Source organism: Streptomyces phaeochromogenes, assembly GCF_001418655.1.
Taxonomy (GTDB): Bacteria; Actinomycetota; Actinomycetes; order Streptomycetales; family Streptomycetaceae; genus Streptomyces; species Streptomyces phaeochromogenes.
Genome location: NZ_LIQZ01000014.1, coordinates 35,612 through 59,108, shown reverse-complemented (window position 1 = coordinate 59,108; position 23,497 = coordinate 35,612). Strand labels below are relative to the sequence as shown.

At 69.8% G+C, this 23,497-nt stretch carries 16 protein-coding genes; 15 read left to right on the top strand and 1 reads right to left on the bottom strand.

All coding sequences use genetic code 11. The features are described 5' to 3' along the window. Positions 1-328: 328 nt before the first annotated feature. From AOK17_RS02570 to AOK17_RS02530, 9 genes are all read left to right on the top strand, one after another. On the top strand, positions 329-1,348 hold the full coding sequence (locus AOK17_RS02570; RefSeq protein ID WP_037747701.1) for a rod shape-determining protein: 1,020 nt from the start codon (positions 329-331) through the stop codon (positions 1,346-1,348). A 188-nt stretch (positions 1,349-1,536) separates the two neighbouring features. Further along, positions 1,537-2,481, top strand: a complete 945-nt coding sequence (gene mreC, locus AOK17_RS02565) for a rod shape-determining protein MreC (RefSeq protein ID WP_055610598.1) — start codon at positions 1,537-1,539, stop codon at positions 2,479-2,481. A 19-nt stretch (positions 2,482-2,500) separates the two neighbouring features. Beyond that, a complete protein-coding gene (mreD, locus tag AOK17_RS02560; RefSeq protein ID WP_055610597.1) occupies positions 2,501-3,184 on the top strand; it encodes a rod shape-determining protein MreD in 684 nt (227 codons plus the stop codon). Between the two features lie 82 nt (positions 3,185-3,266). Next, the gene (gene mrdA / locus AOK17_RS02555) at positions 3,267-5,522 is read left to right on the top strand and encodes a penicillin-binding protein 2 (RefSeq protein ID WP_055610596.1); all 2,256 of its coding nucleotides are present in this window, start codon (positions 3,267-3,269) and stop codon (positions 5,520-5,522) included. Further along, positions 5,519-6,718 (top strand): rod shape-determining protein RodA, encoded by a 1,200-nt coding sequence (gene rodA / locus AOK17_RS02550; protein ID WP_055610595.1) that lies wholly within the window; start codon positions 5,519-5,521, stop codon positions 6,716-6,718. The genes mrdA and rodA overlap by 4 nt, the downstream gene beginning before the upstream one ends. Before the next feature lie 50 nt (positions 6,719-6,768). Continuing rightward, positions 6,769-8,283 carry a CYTH and CHAD domain-containing protein gene (locus tag AOK17_RS02545; protein WP_055610594.1) on the top strand — a complete coding sequence of 505 codons (1,515 nt, stop codon included), beginning with the start codon at positions 6,769-6,771 and terminating at the stop codon, positions 8,281-8,283. A 129-nt stretch (positions 8,284-8,412) separates the two neighbouring features. After that, the gene (locus AOK17_RS02540; protein ID WP_055610593.1) at positions 8,413-10,374 is read left to right on the top strand and encodes a TIGR03960 family B12-binding radical SAM protein; all 1,962 of its coding nucleotides are present in this window, start codon (positions 8,413-8,415) and stop codon (positions 10,372-10,374) included. Positions 10,375-10,847: 473 nt separating this feature from the next. Further along, the gene (locus AOK17_RS02535; RefSeq protein ID WP_055610606.1) at positions 10,848-11,258 is read left to right on the top strand and encodes a hypothetical protein; all 411 of its coding nucleotides are present in this window, start codon (positions 10,848-10,850) and stop codon (positions 11,256-11,258) included. A 69-nt stretch (positions 11,259-11,327) separates the two neighbouring features. Further along, positions 11,328-11,765, top strand: a complete 438-nt coding sequence (locus AOK17_RS02530) for an NUDIX domain-containing protein (protein WP_055610592.1) — start codon at positions 11,328-11,330, stop codon at positions 11,763-11,765. Positions 11,766-11,798: 33 nt separating this feature from the next. Here the strand turns inward: AOK17_RS02530 and AOK17_RS02525 are convergent, their stop codons facing one another. Continuing rightward, positions 11,799-12,491, bottom strand: coding sequence for a hypothetical protein (locus tag AOK17_RS02525; RefSeq protein ID WP_055610591.1), 693 nt, complete (start codon positions 12,489-12,491; stop codon positions 11,799-11,801). A 334-nt stretch (positions 12,492-12,825) separates the two neighbouring features. Here AOK17_RS02525 and AOK17_RS02520 point away from each other — a divergent pair, with 334 nt between their 5' ends. From AOK17_RS02520 to AOK17_RS02500, 6 genes are all read left to right on the top strand, one after another. Next, complete coding sequence (locus AOK17_RS02520) at positions 12,826-14,940, top strand: restriction endonuclease (RefSeq protein ID WP_206190659.1); 2,115 nt, start codon at positions 12,826-12,828, stop codon at positions 14,938-14,940. A 133-nt stretch (positions 14,941-15,073) separates the two neighbouring features. Further along, on the top strand, positions 15,074-16,528 hold the full coding sequence (locus AOK17_RS02515) for a hypothetical protein (protein WP_245696986.1): 1,455 nt from the start codon (positions 15,074-15,076) through the stop codon (positions 16,526-16,528). Positions 16,529-16,576: 48 nt separating this feature from the next. Beyond that, positions 16,577-17,395, top strand: coding sequence for a TIGR03936 family radical SAM-associated protein (locus AOK17_RS02510; RefSeq protein ID WP_055610588.1), 819 nt, complete (start codon positions 16,577-16,579; stop codon positions 17,393-17,395). Positions 17,396-17,644: 249 nt separating this feature from the next. After that, positions 17,645-18,244 (top strand): hypothetical protein, encoded by a 600-nt coding sequence (locus AOK17_RS53885; RefSeq protein ID WP_169801888.1) that lies wholly within the window; start codon positions 17,645-17,647, stop codon positions 18,242-18,244. Next, complete coding sequence (locus tag AOK17_RS02505; RefSeq protein WP_425424587.1) at positions 18,241-21,762, top strand: Rne/Rng family ribonuclease; 3,522 nt, start codon at positions 18,241-18,243, stop codon at positions 21,760-21,762. The genes AOK17_RS53885 and AOK17_RS02505 overlap by 4 nt, the downstream gene beginning before the upstream one ends. A 279-nt stretch (positions 21,763-22,041) precedes the next feature. Then, positions 22,042-23,394 (top strand): phospholipase D-like domain-containing protein, encoded by a 1,353-nt coding sequence (locus tag AOK17_RS02500; RefSeq protein ID WP_055610587.1) that lies wholly within the window; start codon positions 22,042-22,044, stop codon positions 23,392-23,394. Positions 23,395-23,497 lie beyond the last annotated feature (103 nt).

Below are 23,497 nucleotides of genomic sequence, written 5' to 3'. Positions count from 1 at the left end.
CCCACCCATTTGCCCCACCGGGACCCCGTCCCGCCAAGAATCTTCTGATGGCGTGTCAGGCGGCTGGGCTTCTGAGCTGGGAGGGGCGCACAATGGCAGCTGCCGGCTGGCATATGCGTGGCGATCGAGGGAACGCGTTCCCCCGATGGACCGTCTCCAGAAGCGGGGCGGCACGTCATCTGGTCACAATGGCGAAGACCCTCGCGCGGTGTTCGTGCAGGCGAGACTACGATGGAAGCCTTCACGTCACAGCGCTCACCCTCGCCGACCTAAAAAGCCATCAAAAGCTCCACTTGGGAAGGCCAGACGAATCCTGATGGGGAACTCAATGTCGTTCATCGGCCGTGACATGGCTGTCGACCTCGGGACCGCCAACACGCTGGTGTACGTCAGGGGTCGCGGGATCGTACTCAACGAGCCGTCCGTCGTCGCGATCAACACCAACACCGGTGGCATCCTCGCGGTCGGCGCGGAAGCGAAGAAGATGATCGGGCGGACGCCGGGCAACATCGTTGCCGTGCGCCCGCTGAAGGACGGTGTCATCGCCGACTTCGAGATCACCGAGCGCATGCTCCGCTACTTCATCCTGAAGATCCACAAGCGGCGCTATCTCGCGCGTCCTCGCGTCGTCGTCTGTGTGCCCTCGGGCATCACGGGCGTCGAGCGCCGTGCCGTCATCGAGGCGTCGTCCCAGGCCGGCGCCCGCCAGGTGCACATCATCGAGGAGCCCATGGCCGCGGCCATCGGCTCCGGCCTGCCGGTCCACGAGGCCACGGGCAACATGGTGGTGGACATCGGCGGCGGCACCACGGAGGTCGCGGTCATCTCGCTCGGCGGAATCGTCACGGCACAGTCCATCCGTGTCGCCGGCGACGAGTTGGACAACGCGATCATCCAGCACATCAAGAAGGAGTACTCGCTCCTTCTCGGTGAGCGGACGGCAGAGCAGATCAAGATCACGATCGGTTCCGCGTACGACCTCGACAATGACGAACACACCGAAATCCGCGGCCGGGACCTGGTCTCCGGCCTCCCGAAGACCGTGGTCATCTCGGCCGCCGAAGTCCGCAAGGCGATCGAGGAGCCCGTCAACGCCATCGTCGACGCGGTGAAGACCACCCTCGACAAGTGCCCGCCGGAGCTGTCCGGCGACGTCATGGACCGCGGGATCGTGCTCACCGGTGGTGGCGCCCTCCTCCGTGGTCTCGACGAGCGGCTGCGTCGCGAGACCGGCATGCCGATCCATATCGCGGAGGATCCGCTCGACAGCGTGGCGCTCGGCTCCGGCAAGTGCGTCGAGGAGTTCGAGGCGCTCCAGCAGGTTCTGGACGCCCAGCCGCGCAGATGACGTAACGCTTCGATTCCGCCGTACGGGATGATCCCTTCTCGTACGGCGGATCGTTGATATTCAGGCATAAGCTCCCCCATAACGCCGCCCGCAGGTCCGCACTCCGGGGATTTTCCGGGTGAGTCATACACGTATTCGACACACGCACTCGACACACGTATTCGACGAGGAAGGCACGGCCGCCGCACGTGAGGGACACACGAGAGAGCCGGCTGCTCTTGGTGCTGCTGATCGCCATCGCGTTCGCTTTGATCACGGTGGACATCCGCGGTGGCAAGGATTCGCCGGTCGACGGTGCCCGGCAGGCCGCCGCCACGGTCTTCGGCCCGATCGAGAACGGGGTGTCCTCCGCGGTCGACCCCGTCGGCAACGCGATCGAGGCAGTGAAGGGCTCCGGTGGCCGTCACGACCGCATCGCCCAACTGGAGCGCGACAACGCCGCGTTGAAGGCGAAGCTGGGCAGCGACGACCGTAACCGCAGTCGCCTCAAACAGCTCGACAAGGTCCTCAAGACGGCCGGCGCCGGGCAGTACGGCATCAAGGGCGCCGAGGTCATCGCCATAGGAGCGGCCCAGGGTTTCTCCTGGACCGTGACCATCGACGTCGGCGCGAACGACGGCATCAAGCGCGACATGACCGTCCTGAACGGGGACGGGCTGGTCGGCCGCGTCACCACCGTGGGGCCCAACACCGCGACCGTGCTGCTCGCCAACGACCCCGACTTCACGGTCGGCACGCGTATGGAGGCCACCGACGAGCTGGGCTTCGCCTCCGGCCAGGGGGACCGCCCGCTGCGCGTGGAGCTGCTCAACGGCAAGGCCAAGATCAAGAAGGGCGACCGGCTCGTCACCTTCGGATCCCAGGCCGACCGGCCGTTCGTGCCCGGAGTGCCCGTGGGCATCGTGTCCCGCGTCGACCCCTCCGGCGGTGACCTGACCCGCACGCTCTACGTCACGCCGTACGTGTCCTTCACCAAGCTCGACATCGTCGGCGTCGTGGTCCAGGCCCCGCGCAAGGACCCGCGTGACGACGTGCTGCCGCCCAAACCAGAGCCAACGCCCACGCCGACCGTGACCGTGACGGTCACCCCCTCGGCGAACGCGCCCGCCGACGGTCTGCAGCAAGAGCAGTAGGAAGTAGGAGCTGAATCCCATGCGCTTCAACCGAATGCTGCTCTCCACCACTCTCGTGGTCGTTGCCCTGGTCATCCAGGTGAGCGTTCTCGCCCGGCTCCACCTGCCGGGCGCCGTGCCCGACCTGCTGCTGCTCACCGTCCTCGGCCTCGCCCTGGTCTACGGCCACGTCGGCGGCGCCCTCGTCGGCTTCGGGGCGGGCCTGCTCGCCGACCTGGCCCCGCCCGCCGACCACGCAGCCGGGCGCTACGCCCTCGTGCTGTGCGTCATCGGCTACCTCGCCGGACTCGCCAAGCCCGATCACGGCCAGCTCAAGTCCGCGACCGGCCCGATGGCCGTGGTCGTCGCCGCCGCGGTCGGATCCACCCTTCTGTACGCGGGAGTGGGCGCCCTCGTCGGCGACACCGCGGCCCGCCATGTGGGCCTGAGCAGCCTGCTGTTCACGGCCGCCCTGTACGACCTGTTGCTCGCCCCGTTCGTCGTGCCGGGGATCATGGCCCTGGCCCGGCGCGCCGAGAACGACCCGCTCGCGGAGGCGGGCGGCGGCGGTGGTGGTTCCGCCAAGAAACCCGACGTCACCGCGGGCTGGCTGTCCTCCGGCACGGGCCTGAGCATCGGCAGCCAGCGCGGCGGCCTGAGAGTCAAGGCGGCCAGGGCGCGCGTCGCGCGCGCGGGACGCATCAAGGGGGTCAAGCGGCTGTGAGAGCGGCGCTCGCGACAACAACTGCACATCGGATGGGCTCTCACGACGACAGCACACCGTATGAGCTGAGGGAGGGGGAGCAGTGACCAACATCCCGGAGACCGGCCGGACCCCACGGGTCCAGATCCGGCTCGTCGTCATCCAGATCCTCGTGCTCTCGCTCCTGGGCACCCTCGGCGGGCGCCTGTGGTACCTCCAGATCCGCAACGGCGACGAGTACGCCAAGGAGGCCTCCGGCAACCACGTCCAGCAGGTCGTCAGCCCCGCCGTGCGCGGCTCGATCCTGGACGCCCGCGGGGTGCCGATCGCCGACAACGAGACGCGGCTCGTGGTCTCCGCGTCCCGCACCGACCTGCTGAAGATGAAGGACGACGGCGACGCCGTCCTCACCAAGCTCGCGCGCGTCCTCGGCCTGAAGGCCAAGGACGTCCTGGACAAGGTCCGGCTGTGCGACTCGAAGACGCCGCAGCCGTGCTGGAACGGCTCGCCCTACCAGCCGATCCCCATCACCGACGAGGCCACGGCCAAGCAGGCCCTGCAGATCCGCGAGCGCGCCGAGGACTTCCCCGGCATCACCGCCGAACCGATGGCCGTCCGCCGCTACGCCGCCCCCGGTGAGGCGAACACCGCGCAGGTCCTCGGCTATCTCTCGCCCGTCACCGACGAGGAGATCACCAAGGCCAAGGACACCGCGTCGCCGTATCTGCGCTCCGACCAGGTCGGCCGCTCCGGCCTGGAGCGCGAGTACGACAAGGAACTGCGCGGCAAGGCCGGCGTCACCCGCTACGAGGTCGACAACCTCGGCCGCGTCATCGGCCAGGCCAAGAGCGACGAGGCACAGCCCGGCGCCAACGTCGTCACCAGCATCGACTCCCGCGTCCAGCGCGTCGCCGAGTACGAGCTGAACGAGGCGATGAAGGACGCCCGCGACGTGTTCGACGACAACACCGGCGAGAACTACAAGGCCGACTCCGGAGCGGTCGTCGTCATGGAGGCCAAGACCGGCCGCGTCGTCGCGATGGCGTCCAACCCGTCGTACGACCCGAACGCCTGGGTCGGCGGCATCTCCGGCAAGGACTACACCAAGCTCACCGGCAAGGGCTCCAACTACCCGCTCCTGAACCGCGCGATCCAGGGCCAGTCGGCCCCCGGCTCCGTCTTCAAGGTCATCCCGACCGCCGCCGCGGTCAACGCGGGCTACTCCTTCAACGGCCCCTACGAGTGCTCCAGCTCGTACTCCATCGGCGGCCAGGTCTTCAACAACTTCGAGTCCAAGGGGTACGGCCCGATCAGCCTGGGCCGCGCCCTTGAGGTCTCCTGCGACACCGTCTTCTACCGGCTCTCCCACGAGGAGTGGAAGCGGGACGGCGGCACCAAGCCGAAGAAGAACGCCAAGGACTGGTTCTACAAGACGGCCCACCAGTTCGGCCTCGGCAAGGAGACCGGCATCGACCTGCCGAACGAGGTCGCCGGCCGCGTCCCCGACCGCCAGTGGAAGCAGGACTACTGGAAGGCCAACAAGGACGCCTGGTGCAAGTACGGCAAGAAGGGCGGCTCGTACGCCCAGCAGATCGCGTACGAGAACTGCCTCGAAGGCAACCGGATGCGTGCCGGTGACTCCGTCAACTACTCGATCGGCCAGGGCGACACGCTCGTCACCCCGATCCAGATGGCGACGATCTACTCGGCGATCTCCAACGGCGGCACCCTCTACGACCCCACCGTCGGCAAGGCGATCATCAGCCCCGACGGCAAGACCGTCCAGGAGATCAAGCCCAAGTCGCACGGCAAGCTGCCGATGACGCGCAAGACGCGCGACGAGATAGACGGTGCCCTCGCGGGAGTCGCGACCCGCGGTACGGCCGCCTGGCGGTTCGGCGGCTGGCCGCAGGACAAGATCCCGATGCACGCCAAGACGGGTACGGCCGAGGTCTACGGCAAGCAGACGACCTCGTGGTTCACGACGTACACCAAGGACTACTCGGTCGTCATGACCATCTCCCAGGGTGGTACGGGTTCCGGCGCCTCGGGCCCCGCCGTGCGCAACATCTACAACGCGCTGTACGGCGTCTCCGAGGACGGCGCGATCGACAAGAAGAAGGCCCTGCTCTACGACCCGCAGAAGAACCTGCCGAAGATCGAGAAGGACGGTTCGATCGACTCCCCGAAGGTCGAGAAGTACCCGGCCAAGAAGGAGCAGGCCTCCGAGGAGGGCGGGCAGCAGCCGGTGAACGGTGACGACCCGGCCGCCACCGTGCCCGACCCCAACGCCGGCAACAACCGCGACACCCGAAGGCGCTCGGCCCGCCCGAAGAAGAGGCGGAGGACGCTCACATGACCGGCTCGAACGGATTCTCCGTCTCCGGATACGGGCCCGAACGCTCCAGCCTGTCGCGGCTGTTCGCCCGCGACTCGCTGGCCCGCAGGCTCGACTGGCCGATACTGTTCTCGGCCATCGCGCTCTCCCTGATCGGTGCGGCCCTCGTCTACTCGGCGACCCGCAACCGCACCGAGCTCAACCAGGGCGACCCGTACTACTTCCTGTTCCGGCATCTGCTCAACACGGGCATCGGCTTCGCCCTGATGATCGGCACGGTCTGGCTCGGCCACCGCACCCTGCGCACGGCCGTACCGATCCTGTACGGCCTTTCCGTCTTCCTGATCCTCCTTGTGCTGACCCCGCTCGGCGCGACCATCAACGGCGCGCACGCGTGGATCGTCATCGGCGGCGGCTTCTCGCTCCAGCCCTCCGAGTTCGTGAAGATCACGATCATCCTGGGCATGGCGATGCTGCTCGCGGCCCGGGTCGACGCCGGCGACAAGCCCTACCCCGACCACCGCACGGTCCTCCAGGCGCTCGGCCTGGCCGCCGTACCGATACTGATCGTCCTGCTCATGCCCGACCTCGGCTCGGTCATGGTCATGGTGATTGTCGTGCTCGGCGTGCTGCTCGCCTCCGGCGCCTCCAACCGCTGGGTCTTCGGGCTGATCGGCGCCGGCGCCCTCGGCGCGATCGCGGTCTGGCAGCTCAAGATCCTCGACGAGTACCAGATCAACCGCTTCGCGGCCTTCGCCAACCCCGAGCTCGACCCGGCGGGCGTCGGCTACAACACCAACCAGGCGCGTATCGCGATCGGCTCTGGCGGTCTCTTCGGCACCGGCCTCGGCAAGGGTTCGCAGACCACCGGCCAGTTCGTGCCCGAGCAGCAGACGGACTTCGTCTTCACGGTCGCGGGCGAGGAGCTCGGCTTCGTCGGCGCCGGACTGATCCTGGTCCTGCTGGGCATCGTGCTGTGGCGGGCCTGCCGCATCGCCCGCGAGACGACCGAGCTGTACGGCACGATCGTCGCCGCCGGGATCATCGCCTGGTTCGCCTTCCAGTCCTTCGAGAACGTCGGCATGACCCTCGGCATCATGCCGGTGGCCGGTCTACCACTGCCTTTCGTGTCGTACGGAGGCTCGTCGATGTTCGCCGTCTGGGTGGCCGTGGGGCTCCTGCAATCGATCCGGGTCCAACGGCCGATGTCGGCCTAGCGGACTTTCGGGGTCTGCCCATGAACCGGATTCGCGACTAGATTCGGTTCATGGCGGACACGAAGCGGGAGATCGAGCGTAAATACGAAGCCGATGAGAGCGCCGGACTGTCGGATCTGCCGGACCTGACACGGGTCTCCGGCGTCTCGGCCGTCATCGACAAGGGCGTCGCCGAACTCGACGCGACCTACTACGACACGCCCGATCAACGGCTCGCCGCCGCGTCCCTCACCCTGCGCCGCCGCACCGGGGGCGACGACGCGGGCTGGCACCTGAAACTGCCGGTCTCCGAGGGCGTACGGGACGAGATCCACGCCCCGCTCTCCGACACCGTGCCCCGGACGCTCAGCGGACTCGTCCGCTCCCGGGTGCGCGACGCCGAACTGGTCCCCGTCGTCCGGCTGCAGTCGGCCCGCGACATCCGCCACCTCGTCGACGACTCCGGGGGCCTGCTCGCCGAGGTCAGCGTCGACCGCGTACACGCCGAGCGGCTCAGCGGCGGCGACGGCACCGTCGAATGGACCGAGATCGAGGTCGAGCTGGCCGACGACGGCGACCCCGCCTTCCTCGACAAGGTCGAGAAGAAGCTCCGCAAGGCCGGCGTCTCCCGCTCCAAGTCGGCGTCCAAGCTGGCCAGGGCCCTCGGGGAGACGGGCCAGGCGCCCCGTAAACAGGCCGTCGTGGAAGCCGCACCCGTCACCTCGGGCGACCACGTCCTCGCGTACGTCCGGGTCCAGCGCGACGCGATCATCGAGCTCGACCCCGCCGTCCGGCGTGACCTGTACGACTCCGTGCACAGCATGCGCGTCGCCACCCGCCGGATGCGCAGCGCCTTTCGCTCGTACGGGAAGGTCCTGGACCGGGCCGTCACCGATCCGATCGGCGACGAGCTGAAGTGGCTGGCCGGGGAGCTGGGCGTCGACCGCGACCAGGAGGTCCTGACCGATCGGCTCACGGCCGCCCTCGACGCACTCCCGCGTGCCCAGCTCATCGGGCCCGTCCGCACCCGGATCCGCACCTGGTCGCACGCCCGCCGCTCCGGCTCCCGGAGCCGGCTGATCGCGGTCCTCGACGGCAGGCGGTACCTGGACCTGCTCACCGCCCTCGACACGCTCCTCGCCACCCCGCCGCTGCTCAAGGCCGCCTCGGGCGACCCGGAGAGGGTGATCTCCAAGGCCGTGCGCAAGGACTTCGACAAGCTGTCCGGCCTGGTCTCGGAGGCCATCGAGCTGCCGCCCGGGCCCGACCGCGACCTCGCGATCCACGAGGCCCGCAAGAAGGCCAAGCGCACCCGGTACGCGGCGGAGGCGGCCACCCCCGCGCTCGGCAAACCCGCGAAGAGCCTGTCGAGCGACATGAAGTCCCTCCAGAACCTGCTCGGCGAGCACCAGGACAGCGTCATGGCCCGTGAGGCCCTGCGCGACGTCGCGACCCAGGCGCACGCGGCGGGGGAGAACGCCTTCACCTACGGGGTGCTGTACGGGCGTGAGGAGCGGGCGGCGGAGGGCGTCGAGGCCGAGCTGCCGGGGGCGTGGGAGACGACCAGGAGCGGGGTGCTCCGCTGACCCGGACGGCCGGTCCCGGCGACCGGCCCGGACTCGGACGAGATCGTTACGGCGGACGAGGGGTGGCTCCGCGCACGTTACGCTGGATGGTCACCCCTGTCGGATCTCACCCCACCAAAGGTTTGCGAGATGTCTGCCGAAGTCGCTGCATCGGTGTTCCCGCAGCTCGAAGCTCTGCTCCCGCATGTGCAGAAGCCGATCCAGTACGTCGGCGGAGAGCTCAACTCCACGGTCAAGCCCTGGGAGACCACTGACGTCCGCTGGGCACTCATGTACCCGGACGCGTACGAGGTCGGACTTCCCAACCAGGGCGTCATGATCCTTTACGAGGTCCTGAACGAGCGGGAGGGCGTCCTCGCCGAGCGCACGTACAGCGTGTGGCCGGACCTGGAGGAGCTCATGCGCGAGCACCGGGTCCCGCAGTTCACGGTGGACAGCCACCGCCCGGTGAAGGCCTTCGACGTGTTCGGCCTGTCCTTCTCCACGGAGCTGGGCTACACGAACATGCTGACCGCCCTGGACCTGGCGGGCATCCCGCTGGAGTCCAAGGACCGCACGCTCGACGACCCGATCGTGCTGGCCGGCGGCCACGCGGCCTTCAACCCCGAGCCGATCGCCGACTTCGTCGACGCGGTGATCATCGGCGACGGCGAGCAGGCCGTGCTCGACATGACCGACATCATCCGCGCCTGGAAGGCGGAGGGGCAGCCGGGCGGCCGTGAGGAGGTCCTGTTCCGCCTCGCGAAGACGGGATCGGTGTACATCCCGGCGTTCTACGACGTCGAGTACCTCGCCGACGGCCGTATCGCCCGCGTGGTCCCGAACAAGTCGGGTGTCCCGTGGCGGGTGTCGAAGCACACGGTCATGGACCTGGACGAGTGGCCTTACCCGAAGCAGCCGCTCGTCCCGCTCGCGGAGACGGTCCACGAGCGCATGTCGGTCGAGATCTTCCGCGGCTGCACGCGCGGCTGCCGCTTCTGCCAGGCGGGCATGATCACCCGCCCGGTGCGCGAGCGCTCCATCACGGGCATCGGCGACATGGTGGAGAAGGGCCTGAAGGCGACGGGCTTCGAGGAGGTAGGCCTGCTGTCGTTGTCGTCGGCCGACCACTCGGAGATCGGCGACATCGCGAAGGGCCTGGCGGACCGGTACGAGGAGGACAAGATCGGTCTGTCCCTCCCGTCGACCCGCGTGGACGCCTTCAACGTGGACCTGGCGAACGAGCTGACGCGCAACGGGCGCAGGTCCGGTCTCACCTTCGCGCCCGAGGGCGGCTCGGAGCGCATGCGCAAGGTCATCAACAAGATGGTCTCGGAAGAGGACCTGATCAGGACGGTCTCCACGGCGTACGGCAACGGCTGGCGCCAGGTGAAGCTGTACTTCATGTGCGGCCTGCCGACGGAGACGGACGAGGACGTCCTCCAGATCGCGGACATGGCGATGAACGTGATCGCCGAGGGCCGCAAGGTCTCCGGCCAGAACGACATCCGCTGCACGGTGTCGATCGGCGGCTTCGTCCCCAAGCCCCACACCCCCTTCCAGTGGGCCCCGCAGCTGTCGGCGGAGGAGACGGACGTACGTCTCGGAAAGCTCCGCGACAAGATCCGCGGCGACAAGAAGTACGGCCGCTCGATCGGTTTCCGCTACCACGACGGCAAGCCGGGCATCGTCGAGGGCCTGCTGTCGAGGGGTGACAGGCGGGTGGGTGCGGTGATCCGCGCGGTCTACGAGGACGGCGGCCGTTTCGACGGCTGGCGCGAGCACTTCTCGTACGACCGCTGGATGCGGTGCGCCGAGAAGACGCTCCCCGCCTTCGGCGTCGACGTCGACTGGTACACGACGCGCGAGCGCACCTACGAAGAGGTCCTCCCCTGGGACCACCTGGACTCCGGCCTCGACAAGGACTGGCTCTGGGAGGACTGGCAGGACTCCCTCGACGAGACAGAGGTCGAGGACTGCCGCTGGACGCCTTGCTTCGACTGCGGGGTCTGCCCGCAGATGGACACCTCCATCCAGATCGGCCCCACCGGCAAGAAGCTGCTCCCCCTGACGGTGAAGAAGGACGCGGCGACGAGCGGGCACGCTCACTGATGTGGGTGGGGCGTTGGGACGCGTTGTAGAGGCCCTGGGGCGGGGACGGCAGCGAGGAAGTGGCGGCTGCCGTCCTGGGGGCGCTCGGGGCCCGGAGTGGGCGGCGGGGGATGGTGTGGGAGACGCTGAGAACGCCTCTGCCGACTCCTGGAGGCGCGACGACTGACCAGTCCAAGGTGGCGGTGGTTCTGAGGGACTGACGGCCTGGGAGAGCCGTACTCGGCGATGGCGATGGCATCACCTGAGTGGCTGCTCTCGGTTCGCGTGGTGCCCTCTGCCTTCCTAGCGTGGCGATATCCGCTACGGAGGAGGCAGACATGCCGGCGAGTGAGCCGCCTGCCGACGGTCCTCGGTGGGGAAGTCCGGGTAGCGGTCCTGCCCCGTCCGGGCAGTGGACGTCTCCCGCTGGGCCACCTCAGAAGAAGCAGAGGGGTCGTGCCTGTCTCTGGGGGTGCTCCGGCGCACTGGCCGTGGTGATCGTCATCGTCGTGGTTGTGCTGGTGATCGCGCAGGGGGATGGCAATGACAGCACCACACCTGCGCCCAGTACGGCCACCACCGGCACGACGTCGCGAGAGAAGACGCAGGAACCCCGGGGCGAACGAGCGGACCTCATTGGCTTCCAGCTGGACGACCGCTCAGACGCCGGTATCACCGATATCTGGGTCGCCTGGACGATCAAGAACAGCAGTGGCGGGCAGTCCGACTACTCATGGGACTGGGAGGCGGTCGACCCCGGCGGCACCCGACTTGCGAACGGTTCCCAACTGGAGACCGATGTGCAACCCGGCCAGACCGCCCGGGGCGAGTACCCCACGACGCTCAAGAGTGCGAAGGGCATCAAGCTCAACATCACCAGTTTCAACCGCACTGCCAGCTATTGAAGGATGTCTGGTACGCGTCCAACGCAGTTCAAGCTCCTCGCCAGGGACGGGCGCACTATCGTCGCGAACATGAAGGTCCGTCACAAGGTCCGCGCGGTTCTGCTCGATGGCGATCATCTGGTGTTCCTGCGCCGAGGATGGCCGGGTGCCGGCCCGTACTGGACGACCGTCGGCGGGAGCGTCGAGCCCGACGACGCGGACCTTGAGGCGGCGCTGCGTCGCGAAGTCATGGAGGAGATCGGCGCCCGGATCGGTCCTGTCACCGAGGTACTGAGCGTGACTGAACCAGGCGGGGCGACCACTGTCGTGGAGCACTATTTCCTGGCCGATCTGCTGGACATGCGGCTGGATCGCCGCCACGGTCCCGAACTCGATTCCCCCGATACGGGCGACTTCGAGCCGGTCCGTGTCGCGCTGCGAGTGCCGGCCGTGACAGCGCTCGATCTGCAGCCGACCGAACTCGCCGAGTACGTCCTTGAACACGTCAGCGCATGGAGAGCCCGGTAGCCGGCGCCATTCGACGAATCCCGTCGCGGAGAATCAGTCGGTCGTGAGCGAGAGCTCTCGCACGAGCGGGTATCCGATCGTTGCCGCCTCCTGCGCCACATCCTCGACGGATGCCGTGGGGTTGAGACTGCTGATCAGGGCCCGGTCTAGGGGACGCAGGTCGTAGACGTGGCGTACGGCGTCGATGGCGATGGTGGTCTCGTAGTAGTCCTCGCCGAATGCCTGAAAGGCTTCTGGCGTCGGGTCGACGAGCAGCTCGAACAGCCATGTGGAACCGTCGGGATCGGGATGGCCGTCGGGGAAGTCGATCTGTCCGGCCTGCCAGTGGTCGGCCTCGGCCTCGCGCCACAGGCACGCCGTCACCACAGGGGTGCCGTTCTCGTCCGTGAAGGCAGGTTCGTGGACGTAGCGCTGGAAGATCGGGGGCACGGAGTCCACCACTCCGGGCCATGTCCGGGGTACGTCGTCGTGGTGGTAGGGACTGAACGGTGACTCGTGATCGAAGCCCCGTACATATGCGCCGGCGGGCGAGAAGACGATGTCGAACTCGTCACCCGACCCGTTCCTCATGGAAGCGAGCTCCTCGGTCGCCGACCACGTCGAGTTGAACGAGTGGAACCGCTCGCCAACGGGGTTCAGGACGGCCTCCACCATCGCCATGGACCGGCAGAGATTTCGCAGGGCAGGGACGTCGGGCAGCACCCGGGCGACATCGTGAACAGTCATGCGGCACATCCAAGCGGACGCCACCGACAGGTCCCCGGCCGCGGGTGGGCCGACGCGTCTGTCCGAGGGGGCGGCGCCCTGTCCCTGACGGTCGCGCCCGGTCGGACGGTGACGACCACGGCCGGCGGTCAGGACGAGGTCACGCGGAAAGTGACGTGCAAAGTGGCGAAGGTGAACCGGATCGTGGGCTGAGTCGCCCCGCGTGTGCTCCGTGCGCCTCCGGGAAGTGGGGGAGAGCCGGGTGATCGCGCACTAGAGTCGTCTGGTTACGGTCAGTTGTGGGGTCGGGGTTCGGTGGCAGGGCCTCGGAGTTGTGGGGGAGGGCCTGCAGGGCATGAGTCGTCGCTCCAATGGGTTGGTCGGGATCTGGGCCGAGGTGCAGCGGCAGCAGCAGCGTCAGGTGGAGGAGCGGGCGCGGCAGGAGAGGGAGTTCGAGCGGCAGCAGCGGTCCCAGCAGAGGGAGTTGGCGCGCAGTCGGCGTGAGCATCAGGCCGCGTACCGGCAGCAGCGGGAGGCCGACGCGAGGCGGCGTACCGAGGAGTTGGACGCGCGGGTCGAGTCCTTGCGGGGGCTGCTGGCCGCCGGGTGCCGGGCGCCGGCCTTCGGGACCGCGCAACTCGCCCGCGCCGAGCAGGTGGAGCCCTTCGCGCCCGGGCCGCTGGCGTATCCGAGGCCGATGCCTGATCCGAACCAGTATCAGGCGCAGGGTGGTTGGGGGCTCGGTGCCGGTCGGCGGGCCCAGGCGCAGGCGGAGGCGCGGGCCCGGTTCGAGCGTGACTGGCAGGCCGCGCAGGCGGCGGAGGGGCAGCGACTGCAGCAACTGGCCGCCTATCAGCGGCAGTACGAGCAGTGGGCCGACGACCGGTTGAGTGAGATCCGTCAACACAACGCCGGTGTCGCCGAGATGGCCGCCGGGCTCCGCGAGGGTGACCCCGAGGCCGTGGTGGAGTACTTCTCCGCCGCCCTGTACGCCTCCTCCGCGTGGCCCGAGGACCTGCCGCGCCAGGTGACGGCTGCGTACGACTCGCCCGCGCGACAGCTGGTGCTCAACTGGGAGCTGCCCGGGTACGACGTCGTCCCCGAGGTGAAGCTCGTGCGGTACATGCCCGGCGCCGATCAGGACAAAGAGGCGCCCCGGCCGGCTTCCCAGCGCCGCGTGCTCTACCGGGATGTGCTCGCGCAGTGCGTGCTCCTCGTCCTGCACGATCTCTTCGCGGCGGACGAGTTCGGGGCGCTGGAGTCGGTGGCGCTCAACGGCTTCGTCGACGACCACGACCCGGCGACGGGCAGGCAGGCGCGGATCTTCCTGGCCACGGTCATGGCGTCCCGCTCCGTCTTCACGGGGCTCCGTCTGGAGCAGGTCAGCGCCGTCGACTGCCTGGTGGACGGCTTACGGGGGCAGCTGTCGGCACGGCCCGACCAGCGTGCGGTCGTACGGCCCGGCCGGCGGCCCGAGGACGTCGGCAACGGCGTCGTCACCCACGGGGGCGACGAGGAGCCGGATCTGTACGAGATGGACCCGGTCGCCTTCGAGTCGCTGGTCGCGGAGCTCTTCCGGGCCATGGGCATGCAGGCCGTGACGACCCAGCGGTCGAACGACGGCGGTGTGGACGTCGACGCGCTGGACCCGACGCCGATCCGGGGCGGCAAGATCGTCGTGCAGGTGAAGCGCTACCGCAACACCGTGCCGCCCACCGCCGTCCGCGACCTGTTCGGCACGGTCCAGGACGCGGGCGCCAACAAGGGCGTACTCGTCACGACGTCCGGCTTCGGCCCGGGTTCGCACACCTTCGCCAACGGCAAGCCCCTGGAACTCGTCGCGGGCAACGAACTCGTCGACCTCCTGCACCGGCACGGGCTGCGCGGGCGCCTCGGAAACTCAGGCAGCCCGATTCCCGCCCAGCGCACACCGGAAGGACGCACACCGGAGGGACGTACACCGGGCGCCGACGAGGACGGGACGGGCGACCACAACAGGCTGGGCATGTTCTGGACCGGCCAGGTCGCCCTGGACGTCTGCGCGCTCGTCTGCCACGGCAACCAGGTACTGAGCGACGAGCACTTCGTCTTCTTCAACAACCCGCGGACACCGGACGGCACGGTCCGCGCACTCGCCGCCGCCGCACCGGACAAGGCGGCGATCGGGGTGTCCTTCGACGCGTTGCCCGAGCGGGCCGACCGGCTCGTCCTCGTCGCCGCCGTCGACCCCGAGATCAACCCCGAAGCGGACCTCTCCGGCTTCACCGAGGCGGGCATCCGCCTGTCGGACGCCTCGGGAACCGAGCTGGGCCGCCTCGACGTCTCCGACGGCCGCGCCGACGAGACCGCGCTGGTCCTGGGCTCCTTCCGCCGCCGAACCGGCGGCGACTGGGACTTCGTACTCGGCGGCAAGGGATACAGGGGTGGTCTGGAGGAACTCATTCGGGAGTACGGGATCGATGTGGACTAGCCCCCCCGGCACAGGCCGACGCCCACACCGGACCGGTCCACAGGCTTTGGTCCGGTGTGGAGAGGCCGAGGACGAGCGAGGCGGAAAGCTGTGGTTCTGCATCCTTACGGGCCATTGATGCGTCCTCGTTGATATGGACCTGGAGAAGTCGCCGTCGCCCGCGCCGCGTGAGTCGTCTGTGCCGCGTGGGATGGCCGTGCCGCATGGGACGTCCGCGCAGCCCGAGTTGCCCGTGGCGCCTGCGGCATCCGGTGCACACGGTGTGCCCGTGCGGCGGCAGGACGCCGCTCCCGAGGGCTGTCTCGCCGTCGCGATCCGTATTCCGGTGCGGATCGTGGTGCTGGTGCTGGTCGTGCCGGTACGGATGGTGTGGGACGCGTTGGTTGTCGGTGGGCGTCTCCTCAAGGACGCGCTGTTCCGGCCCCTGGGGCGGGCGTTCATGTGGGTGTTCGCGCCCGTGGGGCGGGCCCTCGTGTGGCTGGTCGAGGGGATCGCGACCGTCGTCGCGTGGGTGCTGACCGGCCTCGGGTACGCCCTGGCGTGGCTGGGCAAGCTGGTGTTCGTCTGGCCGTGGGTGGGGCTCTGGCGGTACGTGGCCCTGCCGCTGGGCGGCGCCCTCGCCTGGCTCGGGAAGGTGCTGCTCGTCGTCCCCGCCATCTGGTTGTACGAGCGGGTGCTGACGCCCGTCGGACACGGAGTGGTGTGGGCACTGCGGGGGATCGGGGCCGGGTGCGCCTGGCTGTGGCGGGTGTCGGTCGTCGCTCCCGCCCGATGGCTGTACCGGGCGCTGCTCGCGCCGACCGGGCGGGGTTTTGCCTGGGCCGCGCTGGGGCTGTGGGCCGCCATCACATGGGTCGGCCGCGGTGTGTGGGCGGGCGTGACATGGGCTGCCCTGGGTCTCTGGGCCGGTGTCGTATGGGTCGCGCGTGGTCTGTGGGCCGGCATCACATGGATCGGCGCAGGGCTGTGGGCCGCCATGACATGGATCGGGCGTGGGATCTGGGCGGGGGCGACCTGGATCGCCATGGTCGTCGGGACGCTCCTGCGGTGGATCTTCGTCGTGCCCGCCGTCGCCCTGTGGCGCTGGGTACTCGCACCCGTCGGGCGGGGCATCGCCGTAGTCGCCCGGGAGATCGGCGAGGCACTGGGGCACGCGTGGCGCGTCGCCGGATACATCTCCCTGGCCGTCGGACGCTTCCTCGGGCGACTCTTCCGGTGGATCTTCGTGGAGCCGGTGCGATGGGCGTACAAGAGCGTGCTCACCCCCGTCGGACACCTCGTACGGGACGCCGTCTGGCGGCCCGCGGCGGAGGTCGCCCGGAGCGTGGGCCGGACCACCCGGCAGGCCCTCGCGAGCGCCCGTCAGACGGCGCGGGAGACCCGGGCCGACATCCGGCGCATGCTGTTCGGAGCGCCGCGCGAACCCGAGCCGGTCGCCCTGGCCAAGCCCCGGAGCGAGCCCGAGCCGGTGCGCCTGGCCAAGCCCGGCGGCGGCCCGCAGTCCGGGCCGGACCGCTCCCGAGGGGAACCTGTGGGCGCCGAGGCACGTACTCTAGGTAGCAGTACGACCGCTCTCACGAAGGACTGAACGACACTGGGCAAGCGACAGCCCGAAGGCCCGCCGCCCGCACCCGCGGTGCAGCGCATCCGACTGCGCTACACCAAGCGAGGCCGCCTCCGGTTCACCAGCCACCGCGACTTCCAGCGTGCCTTCGAGCGTGCGCTGCGCCGCGCCGAGGTGCCCATGGCGTACTCGGCGGGGTTCACCCCACACCCGAAGGTGTCGTACGCCAATGCCGCACCCACCGGCACGGGCAGTGAGGCCGAGTACCTGGAGATCGCGCTCACCGACGCGCGCGACCCCGAGAAGCTGCGACTGCTCCTCGACGAGTCGATGCCTGTCGGGCTCGACATCATCGACGCCGTGGAGGCCCGTACGTCGGGTCTCGCCGACCGGCTCACCGCGTCCGTATGGGAACTGCGCCTCGACGGCGTGACCCCGGAGGACGCGGAGCGCGCGGTCGACGCCTTCACGTCGGCCGAGACAGTCGAGGTCCAGCGCAAGATGAAGAACGGCATGCGCACCTTCGACGCCCGCGGCGCAGTCGTGAGCCTGGAGGCGCACACAGCACAACCGGAGGCGCAGAAGTCACAGTCTGAGACGCACAGTCCACAGGCTGATAGGCCGACCGACCAGGCCTGTGCGATACTGCGGCTGGTTGTTCGGCACGTGACGCCTGCCGTTCGACCTGACGACGTCCTGTCCGGTCTCCGAGCTGTGGCCGACCTGGCGCCGCCGGTCCCCGCAGGGGTGATCAGGCTGGCGCAGGGGCTTTTCGATGAAGAGACCGGCACGGTGACCGACCCGCTCGCGCCCGACCGCGAGGCAGTGGCTGCCGCCTCAGATGCTTTTCCTGGGGACGCGACCGCTGCCGCCGCGAAGGCGCCGGCGTAAGGAAGGTCCCGCGTAAGGACGTACGTCGAAGCGCCGCCCTCGTATCCGGGAGCCACCTGGTTCGGGCAGCGCACCGACCAGAAGACTTTCGCCAGGCCGTACGCACACATGGCGTACGGAACCGGCGAGACAGGACACAGAGAGCTCCCGTGCGGCGCCCGCGCCCCGGACGGCGGCACCGCGCATCGCGCGAGCCGCGGACGTCACCGGATCCGCGGCGCCCGGGAGCCTGACGGGAGATCCACCCGCATGCTCGAACCGACCGAACCCGCTGAGCCCTCCAAGGGCTCCGAGAACAGCACCCCCAGCGACACGCTGCCGCCGCGCAGGCGTCGTCGCGCCGCGTCCCGCCCCGCGGGCCCGCCCTCCGGGAACCCCGAGGGCGAGAGCGTGGCCGAGACCACCGCGCCGGCCATACCGGCCGTGAGCTCCACCGATCTCGCGACGGAGGAGCCGGAGGAGACCGAAGAGGCGGCTGTGGCCGCTGAAGCGGTGACCGCCGAGAAGGCCACTGAGACGTCTGTCACCGTCGCGCCCGCAGCTGAGGCCGCCGCACCTGGCGTAGAGGCGGAGCCCGCGGCCGAGGAGGCCGCTCCGGCGCCGCGTACGCGCCGTCGGGCCACCCGTCGTGCGTCCGCTCCCGCCGGTGCGCCGCAGGCCGCCGAGACGGCTCAGAGCGCCGCGACCGACGAAACCGCCGCGACTGCCGTGACCGAAGAGGCCGTCGCCGCCGCTCCTGCCGTTGCCGTACAGGCGGAGCCCGAGACGCCCGTCGCCGAGCCCGTGGCCGAGGAGGCCGCTCCGGCGCCGCGCACGCGCCGTCGGAGAACAACACCGAGGCCATCGTGACCCCGGCCCCCGCCCCGGCCGCCGCCGAAGCCGAAGAGGCGTCGGCCGTCGAGGCCGAGGACGCCGCCCCCAAGGGCCGTACCCGCCGCCGGGCCACCCGTCGGGCCACCGCGCCCACCGGTGCGCCGCAGGCCGAGGCAGAGGTAGCCGCGACGGCGCCCGCCGAGCCCGCCCGCCGCGCCACCCCGCCCGAGGCGGAGCGCGCCGAGACCCCCACCGCGACCGAGCCCGTCGAGGCCGATGTCCGCGACGAGCGCAGGGAGGCCCCCGTGGCCGCTGCCAAGAACGACCGGGCCCCCGAGGCCGACACCACCACCGACGTCGAGGACGGCGCCCCGCGCCGCGCCCGCCGCCGTGCCACGCGCAAGGCCGCCGGAGGCTTCGCCGCGCCCCCGCCGGACAAGAGCGCGGAGACCGGGAAGGACTCCTCGCGGCGCCCCGCGCGCCCCGCGGTCGCCGTGTTCCAGGCGCCCGTGTTCACCGAGCCGATGTTCCAGACGCCGGAGCGCGCGGCTGCCGCCGCCGCTGCCGAGGCCGCCGAGGAGCCCGAGGACGTCGTGGAGCCGGTCCAGGAGGCCGCGGCCCCCGTCGCCGAGGAGGAGACCGGCGGACCGCGCAGGCGCCGCCGCCGCAAGGCCGAGGAGCCCGCCGCCCCCGTGGCGGAGGCCCCCGAGTCCGAGGAGGAGCCCGTCGACGAGGAGTCCGCGGAGGACACCGCCGACGACTCCGCCGAGGGTGACGACGGCGAGGAGACCGGTTCGCGCCGTCGGCGCCGCCGTGGCGGCCGTCGCCGCCGCCGGGGCGAGTCCGCCGAGGCGGACGGCGACTCGGCCGAGGGTGACGACGGCGAGGAGACCGAGCGGTCCGAGCAGGCTGCCCAGGACGCCGAGGACACCGCCGAGCAGACCGAAGAGGACGCCGAGGACGAGCGCGAGGAGGCGGGCGGCTCCAGCAGCAGCCGTCGCCGTCGCCGCCGCCGTCGTCGCGCCGGTGACTCCTCCGGCGAGGCGGAGTCGGGCGACAACGACCCCGAGCGCACGGTCGTCAAGGTCCGTGAGCCGCGCAGCAAGAACCAAGAGCGGGCCGACGCCTCGGACGAGGTGCAGTCCATCAAGGGCTCGACCCGTCTGGAGGCCAAGAAGCAGCGCCGCCGCGAGGGGCGCGAGCAGGGCCGCCGCCGCGTTCCGATCATCACCGAGGCCGAGTTCCTGGCCCGCCGTGAGGCCGTCGAGCGCGTGATGGTCGTCCGCCAGAGCGGCGAGCGCACCCAGATCGGCGTCCTGGAGGACGGTGTGCTCGTCGAGCACTACGTCAACAAGGAGCAGGCCACCTCGTACGTCGGCAACGTCTACCTGGGCAAGGTCCAGAACGTGCTGCCGTCGATGGAGGCCGCCTTCATCGACATCGGCAAGGGCCGCAACGCCGTGCTGTACGCCGGTGAGGTCAACTTCGAGGCGCTGGGCATGGCCAACGGCCCCCGCCGCATCGAGAGCGCCCTGAAGTCCGGCCAGTCGGTCCTCGTGCAGGTCACCAAGGACCCGATCGGCCACAAGGGCGCCCGCCTCACCAGCCAGGTGTCCCTCCCCGGCCGCTACCTGGTCTACGTGCCCGAGGGCTCGATGACCGGCATCAGCCGCAAGCTGCCCGACACCGAGCGCGCGCGTCTGAAGACCATCCTCAAGAAGATCGTCCCCGAGGACGCGGGCGTCATCGTGCGCACCGCCGCCGAGGGCGCGAGCGAGGACGAGCTGCGCCGTGACGTCGAGCGGCTGCAGGCGCAGTGGGAGGACATCCAGAAGAAGGCGAAGGGCGGCGGCGGTTCGAACGCCCCGACGCTGCTCTACGGCGAGCCGGACATGACCGTCCGCGTCGTCCGCGACATCTTCAACGAGGACTTCACCAAGGTCATCGTGAGCGGCGACGAGGCGTGGGAGACCATCCACGGGTACGTCGCCCATGTCGCCCCCGACCTGGCCGACCGCCTGTCGAGGTGGACCTCCGAGGTCGACGTCTTCGCGACGTACCGGATCGACGAGCAGCTCGCCAAGGCGCTGGACCGCAAGGTCTGGCTGCCGAGCGGCGGTTCGCTGGTCATCGACAAGACCGAAGCGATGATCGTCATCGACGTCAACACCGGCAAGTTCACCGGTCAGGGCGGCAACCTCGAAGAGACGGTCACCAGGAACAACCTGGAGGCGGCCGAGGAGATCGTGCGCCAGCTGCGGCTGCGCGACCTCGGCGGCATCGTCGTCATCGACTTCATCGACATGGTCCTGGAGTCCAACCGCGATCTGGTGCTGCGCCGCCTCCTGGAGTGCCTGGGACGCGACCGTACGAAGCACCAGGTCGCCGAGGTGACCTCGCTGGGCCTCGTCCAGATGACCCGCAAGCGGGTCGGTCAGGGCCTGTTGGAGTCGTTCTCCGAGACCTGCGTCCACTGCAACGGCCGTGGCGTGATCGTGCACATGGAGCAGCCGACCTCCGCGGGAGGCGGCGGCAAGCGCAAGAAGCGCGGCCGTGGCGGCGCCGAGCAGACCCACGACCACGACCACGAGCACACGCACGAGGCGGAGACGGCCGAGCCGGACGAGACGGCGGCCGAGGTCGCCGCGGAGGCCGCCGAGCCGCTCGCGCTGCCCGAGCCCGAGTTCGTACCGGACGAGGATCTCTACAGCAGTGCCGCCGAGGCGGAGGCCGCGGCCACGCGTGGCCGTTCGCGGCGTCGTGCCGGCCGGCGCGCGTCGGCCCCGGCGGGTGCGCCGAGGTCCGAGAGCCGTCGGTCCGAGCGCCGCTCGGAGGTTCCTACGGCCCAGTCCGTGACGTCGGAGGACGAGACCGAGCGTCCCGTGCGGCAGGAGCAGGCCGCCGCCGCGCAGGCCGAGCCCGTCGCCGCCGAGGACCCGGTGGTCGAGGCCCCGGCTGCCGCGGCCCCCGCCGTCGAGGACGCCGCTCCCAAGGGGCGTACGCGCCGTCGGGCGACCCGCAAGGCCACCGCGCCGGCCGGTTCGCCCAAGGCCGCGGAGGAGACCGTGGTGACCGTCACCGAGCCGGTCGCCGCGCCCGTCGAGCCCAAGGCGGAGCCGGTCGCGGAGTCGCAGCCGGAGCCCGCCACGGACAGCGCCGCCCCGCCGCGGGCGCGCCGCCGTGCGGTCCGTAAGGCCACCGCTCCCACCGCGTCCGCGGAGACGGCCGTCATGGTCGTCCCCTCGGCCTCGGCGGAGGCTCCCGCGGAAGCCCGGACGGAGGCCGCCGAGGCGCCTGCCGAGGCCCCCGCGGAGGCGTCCGGCGACGGAGAGGCCCCGGCCAAGAAGACGGCCCGTAAGGCGGCCAAGAAGGCGCCCGCGAAGAAGGCTGCCGCGAAGAAGACGACGACGGCCAAGAAGACGGCCGCCAAGAAGACCGTGGCCAAGAAGACGGCGAAGACCGCCAAGACGGCCACGAAGTCGACGTCGAAGAAGACCGCGGCGGCGGAGCAGCAGACTCCGTCCACCGTCACGGCCTCCACCGACGAGGGCTGAGCACCCGCGTAACCGAAGACGCCCCCTGGCCCGCGGTCCGACCGCAGGCCAGGGGGCGTTCGACTGCTCGGACGACGCTCCGTCAGGGGAACCGAACTGCCATGAGTTCTGCCCGGTTTGGGAGTTCCTGACATGTTTTCAGGAGCATCACGGTCATCACAATTACCCCCCGCCTCTTGGAAGGCGATCATCTACCTGTAAAACTCATGCAGTCATAGGCGTGAACACACGGGTGCGCGTTGGGGAGAACGCTCGCACGTGTCAGGGGAGGGGATTGGAATGGCGCGCGTGCGCCTGAAGGGCACTGGGCGACACCGTGCCGTAAAGCCGGTCAAGGGTGCGCGGCAGGCTGTCGCGCTGGCCACGGTGCTGTCCGCGGCGGGCGGGCAGGCCGTCATGTCGGCGGGTACCGCACAGGCCGTGGACAACCCGGCGTGGACCGAGGGGCCGATCTTCAACGACCCGCTGGGCACGGCCGACGAGCAGACCGCGATCCGTACGAGGCTCATAGAGCTGACGAACGCCGCGCTGCCCGGCTCCACCATCAAGGTCGCCGTCTACCACGTGTGGGAGGCCTCGGTCGTCAACGCGCTCGTGGCGGCGAAGAACCGCGGCGTCGACGTCCAGGTGCTGCTCGACGAGTCCAGCATCAGTGACCGGCCCACCAACACCGCGTACGGCACGCTGGCTTCCGGCCTCGGCACGGACCGTACGCAGAATTCGTACGTCGCGACCTGCCCGGAGAACAAGTCGTGCCTCGGCGACCCGAAGTTCGGGCAGTCGATCATGCACAACAAGTTCTGGCTGTTCTCGGCGGTCAAGGGCGCCACGAACGTGGTCGTCGAGACCACCTCGAACTCCACGCCGTCGGCGCACACCAAGTTCTTCAACGACGCGCTGCTGCTGCCGAACAACCCGACGATGTACGACGCGTACGCGGACTACTTCGACACGATGGTCGCGCAGGACTGGGAGTCCTGGAACTACCGCACGGTGAGCAACGGCCTCTACAAGGCGTACTTCTTCCCGCGGGCCGGCAACACGCGGGCCACCGACACGGTGTACTCGATCCTCAACAACGTGACCTGCAAGTACAAGGACACCGCGGGGGTCACGCAGTCGACCAAGGTCCGGGTGGCGATCTTCAAGATCACGCGGCTGGCCATCGCGGAGAAGCTGGTCTCGCTGAAGAAGGCGGGCTGCTCCGTGAGCATCGTCTACGCGGAGTCGGACAGCGCCAAGAGCAGCGGTGGTACCGCGGGCACGTGGGAGAAGCTGCACACCACCGGCGGCCCGACCGTGCGCTGCTACAACGACGACCGGGACCCGCTGAACCCCGGCCAGAAGCTGTCGACGCCGTACATCATCCACTCCAAGTACATCCTCATCGAGGGCATGTACGACGGCGTGAAGAACAACGTCAGCTTCACCGGCTCCGGCAACTACACGGGCCCGGCGCTGCGCGAGAACGACGAGTCGATCGTGAAGGTCGACGACGACGCGGTGCACGACATGTACAAGGTCCACTTCGACCGGGTGGCAAAGGCGGCCTACCCGGGCACCGCGGACACCACGGACCTGTGCAAGGGCGTGAAGCCGCTGCCCGACGACGGTGAGAAGCCGACCACGTAGGTCCCGGGCAGGTCCCGCGTACGTACTGGTCAGGAGCGGCCCCCGACCCGGTTTGACCCCCAGGTCGGGGCCCCGTAACCTTGACCCTCGGTGTGTTCACTGA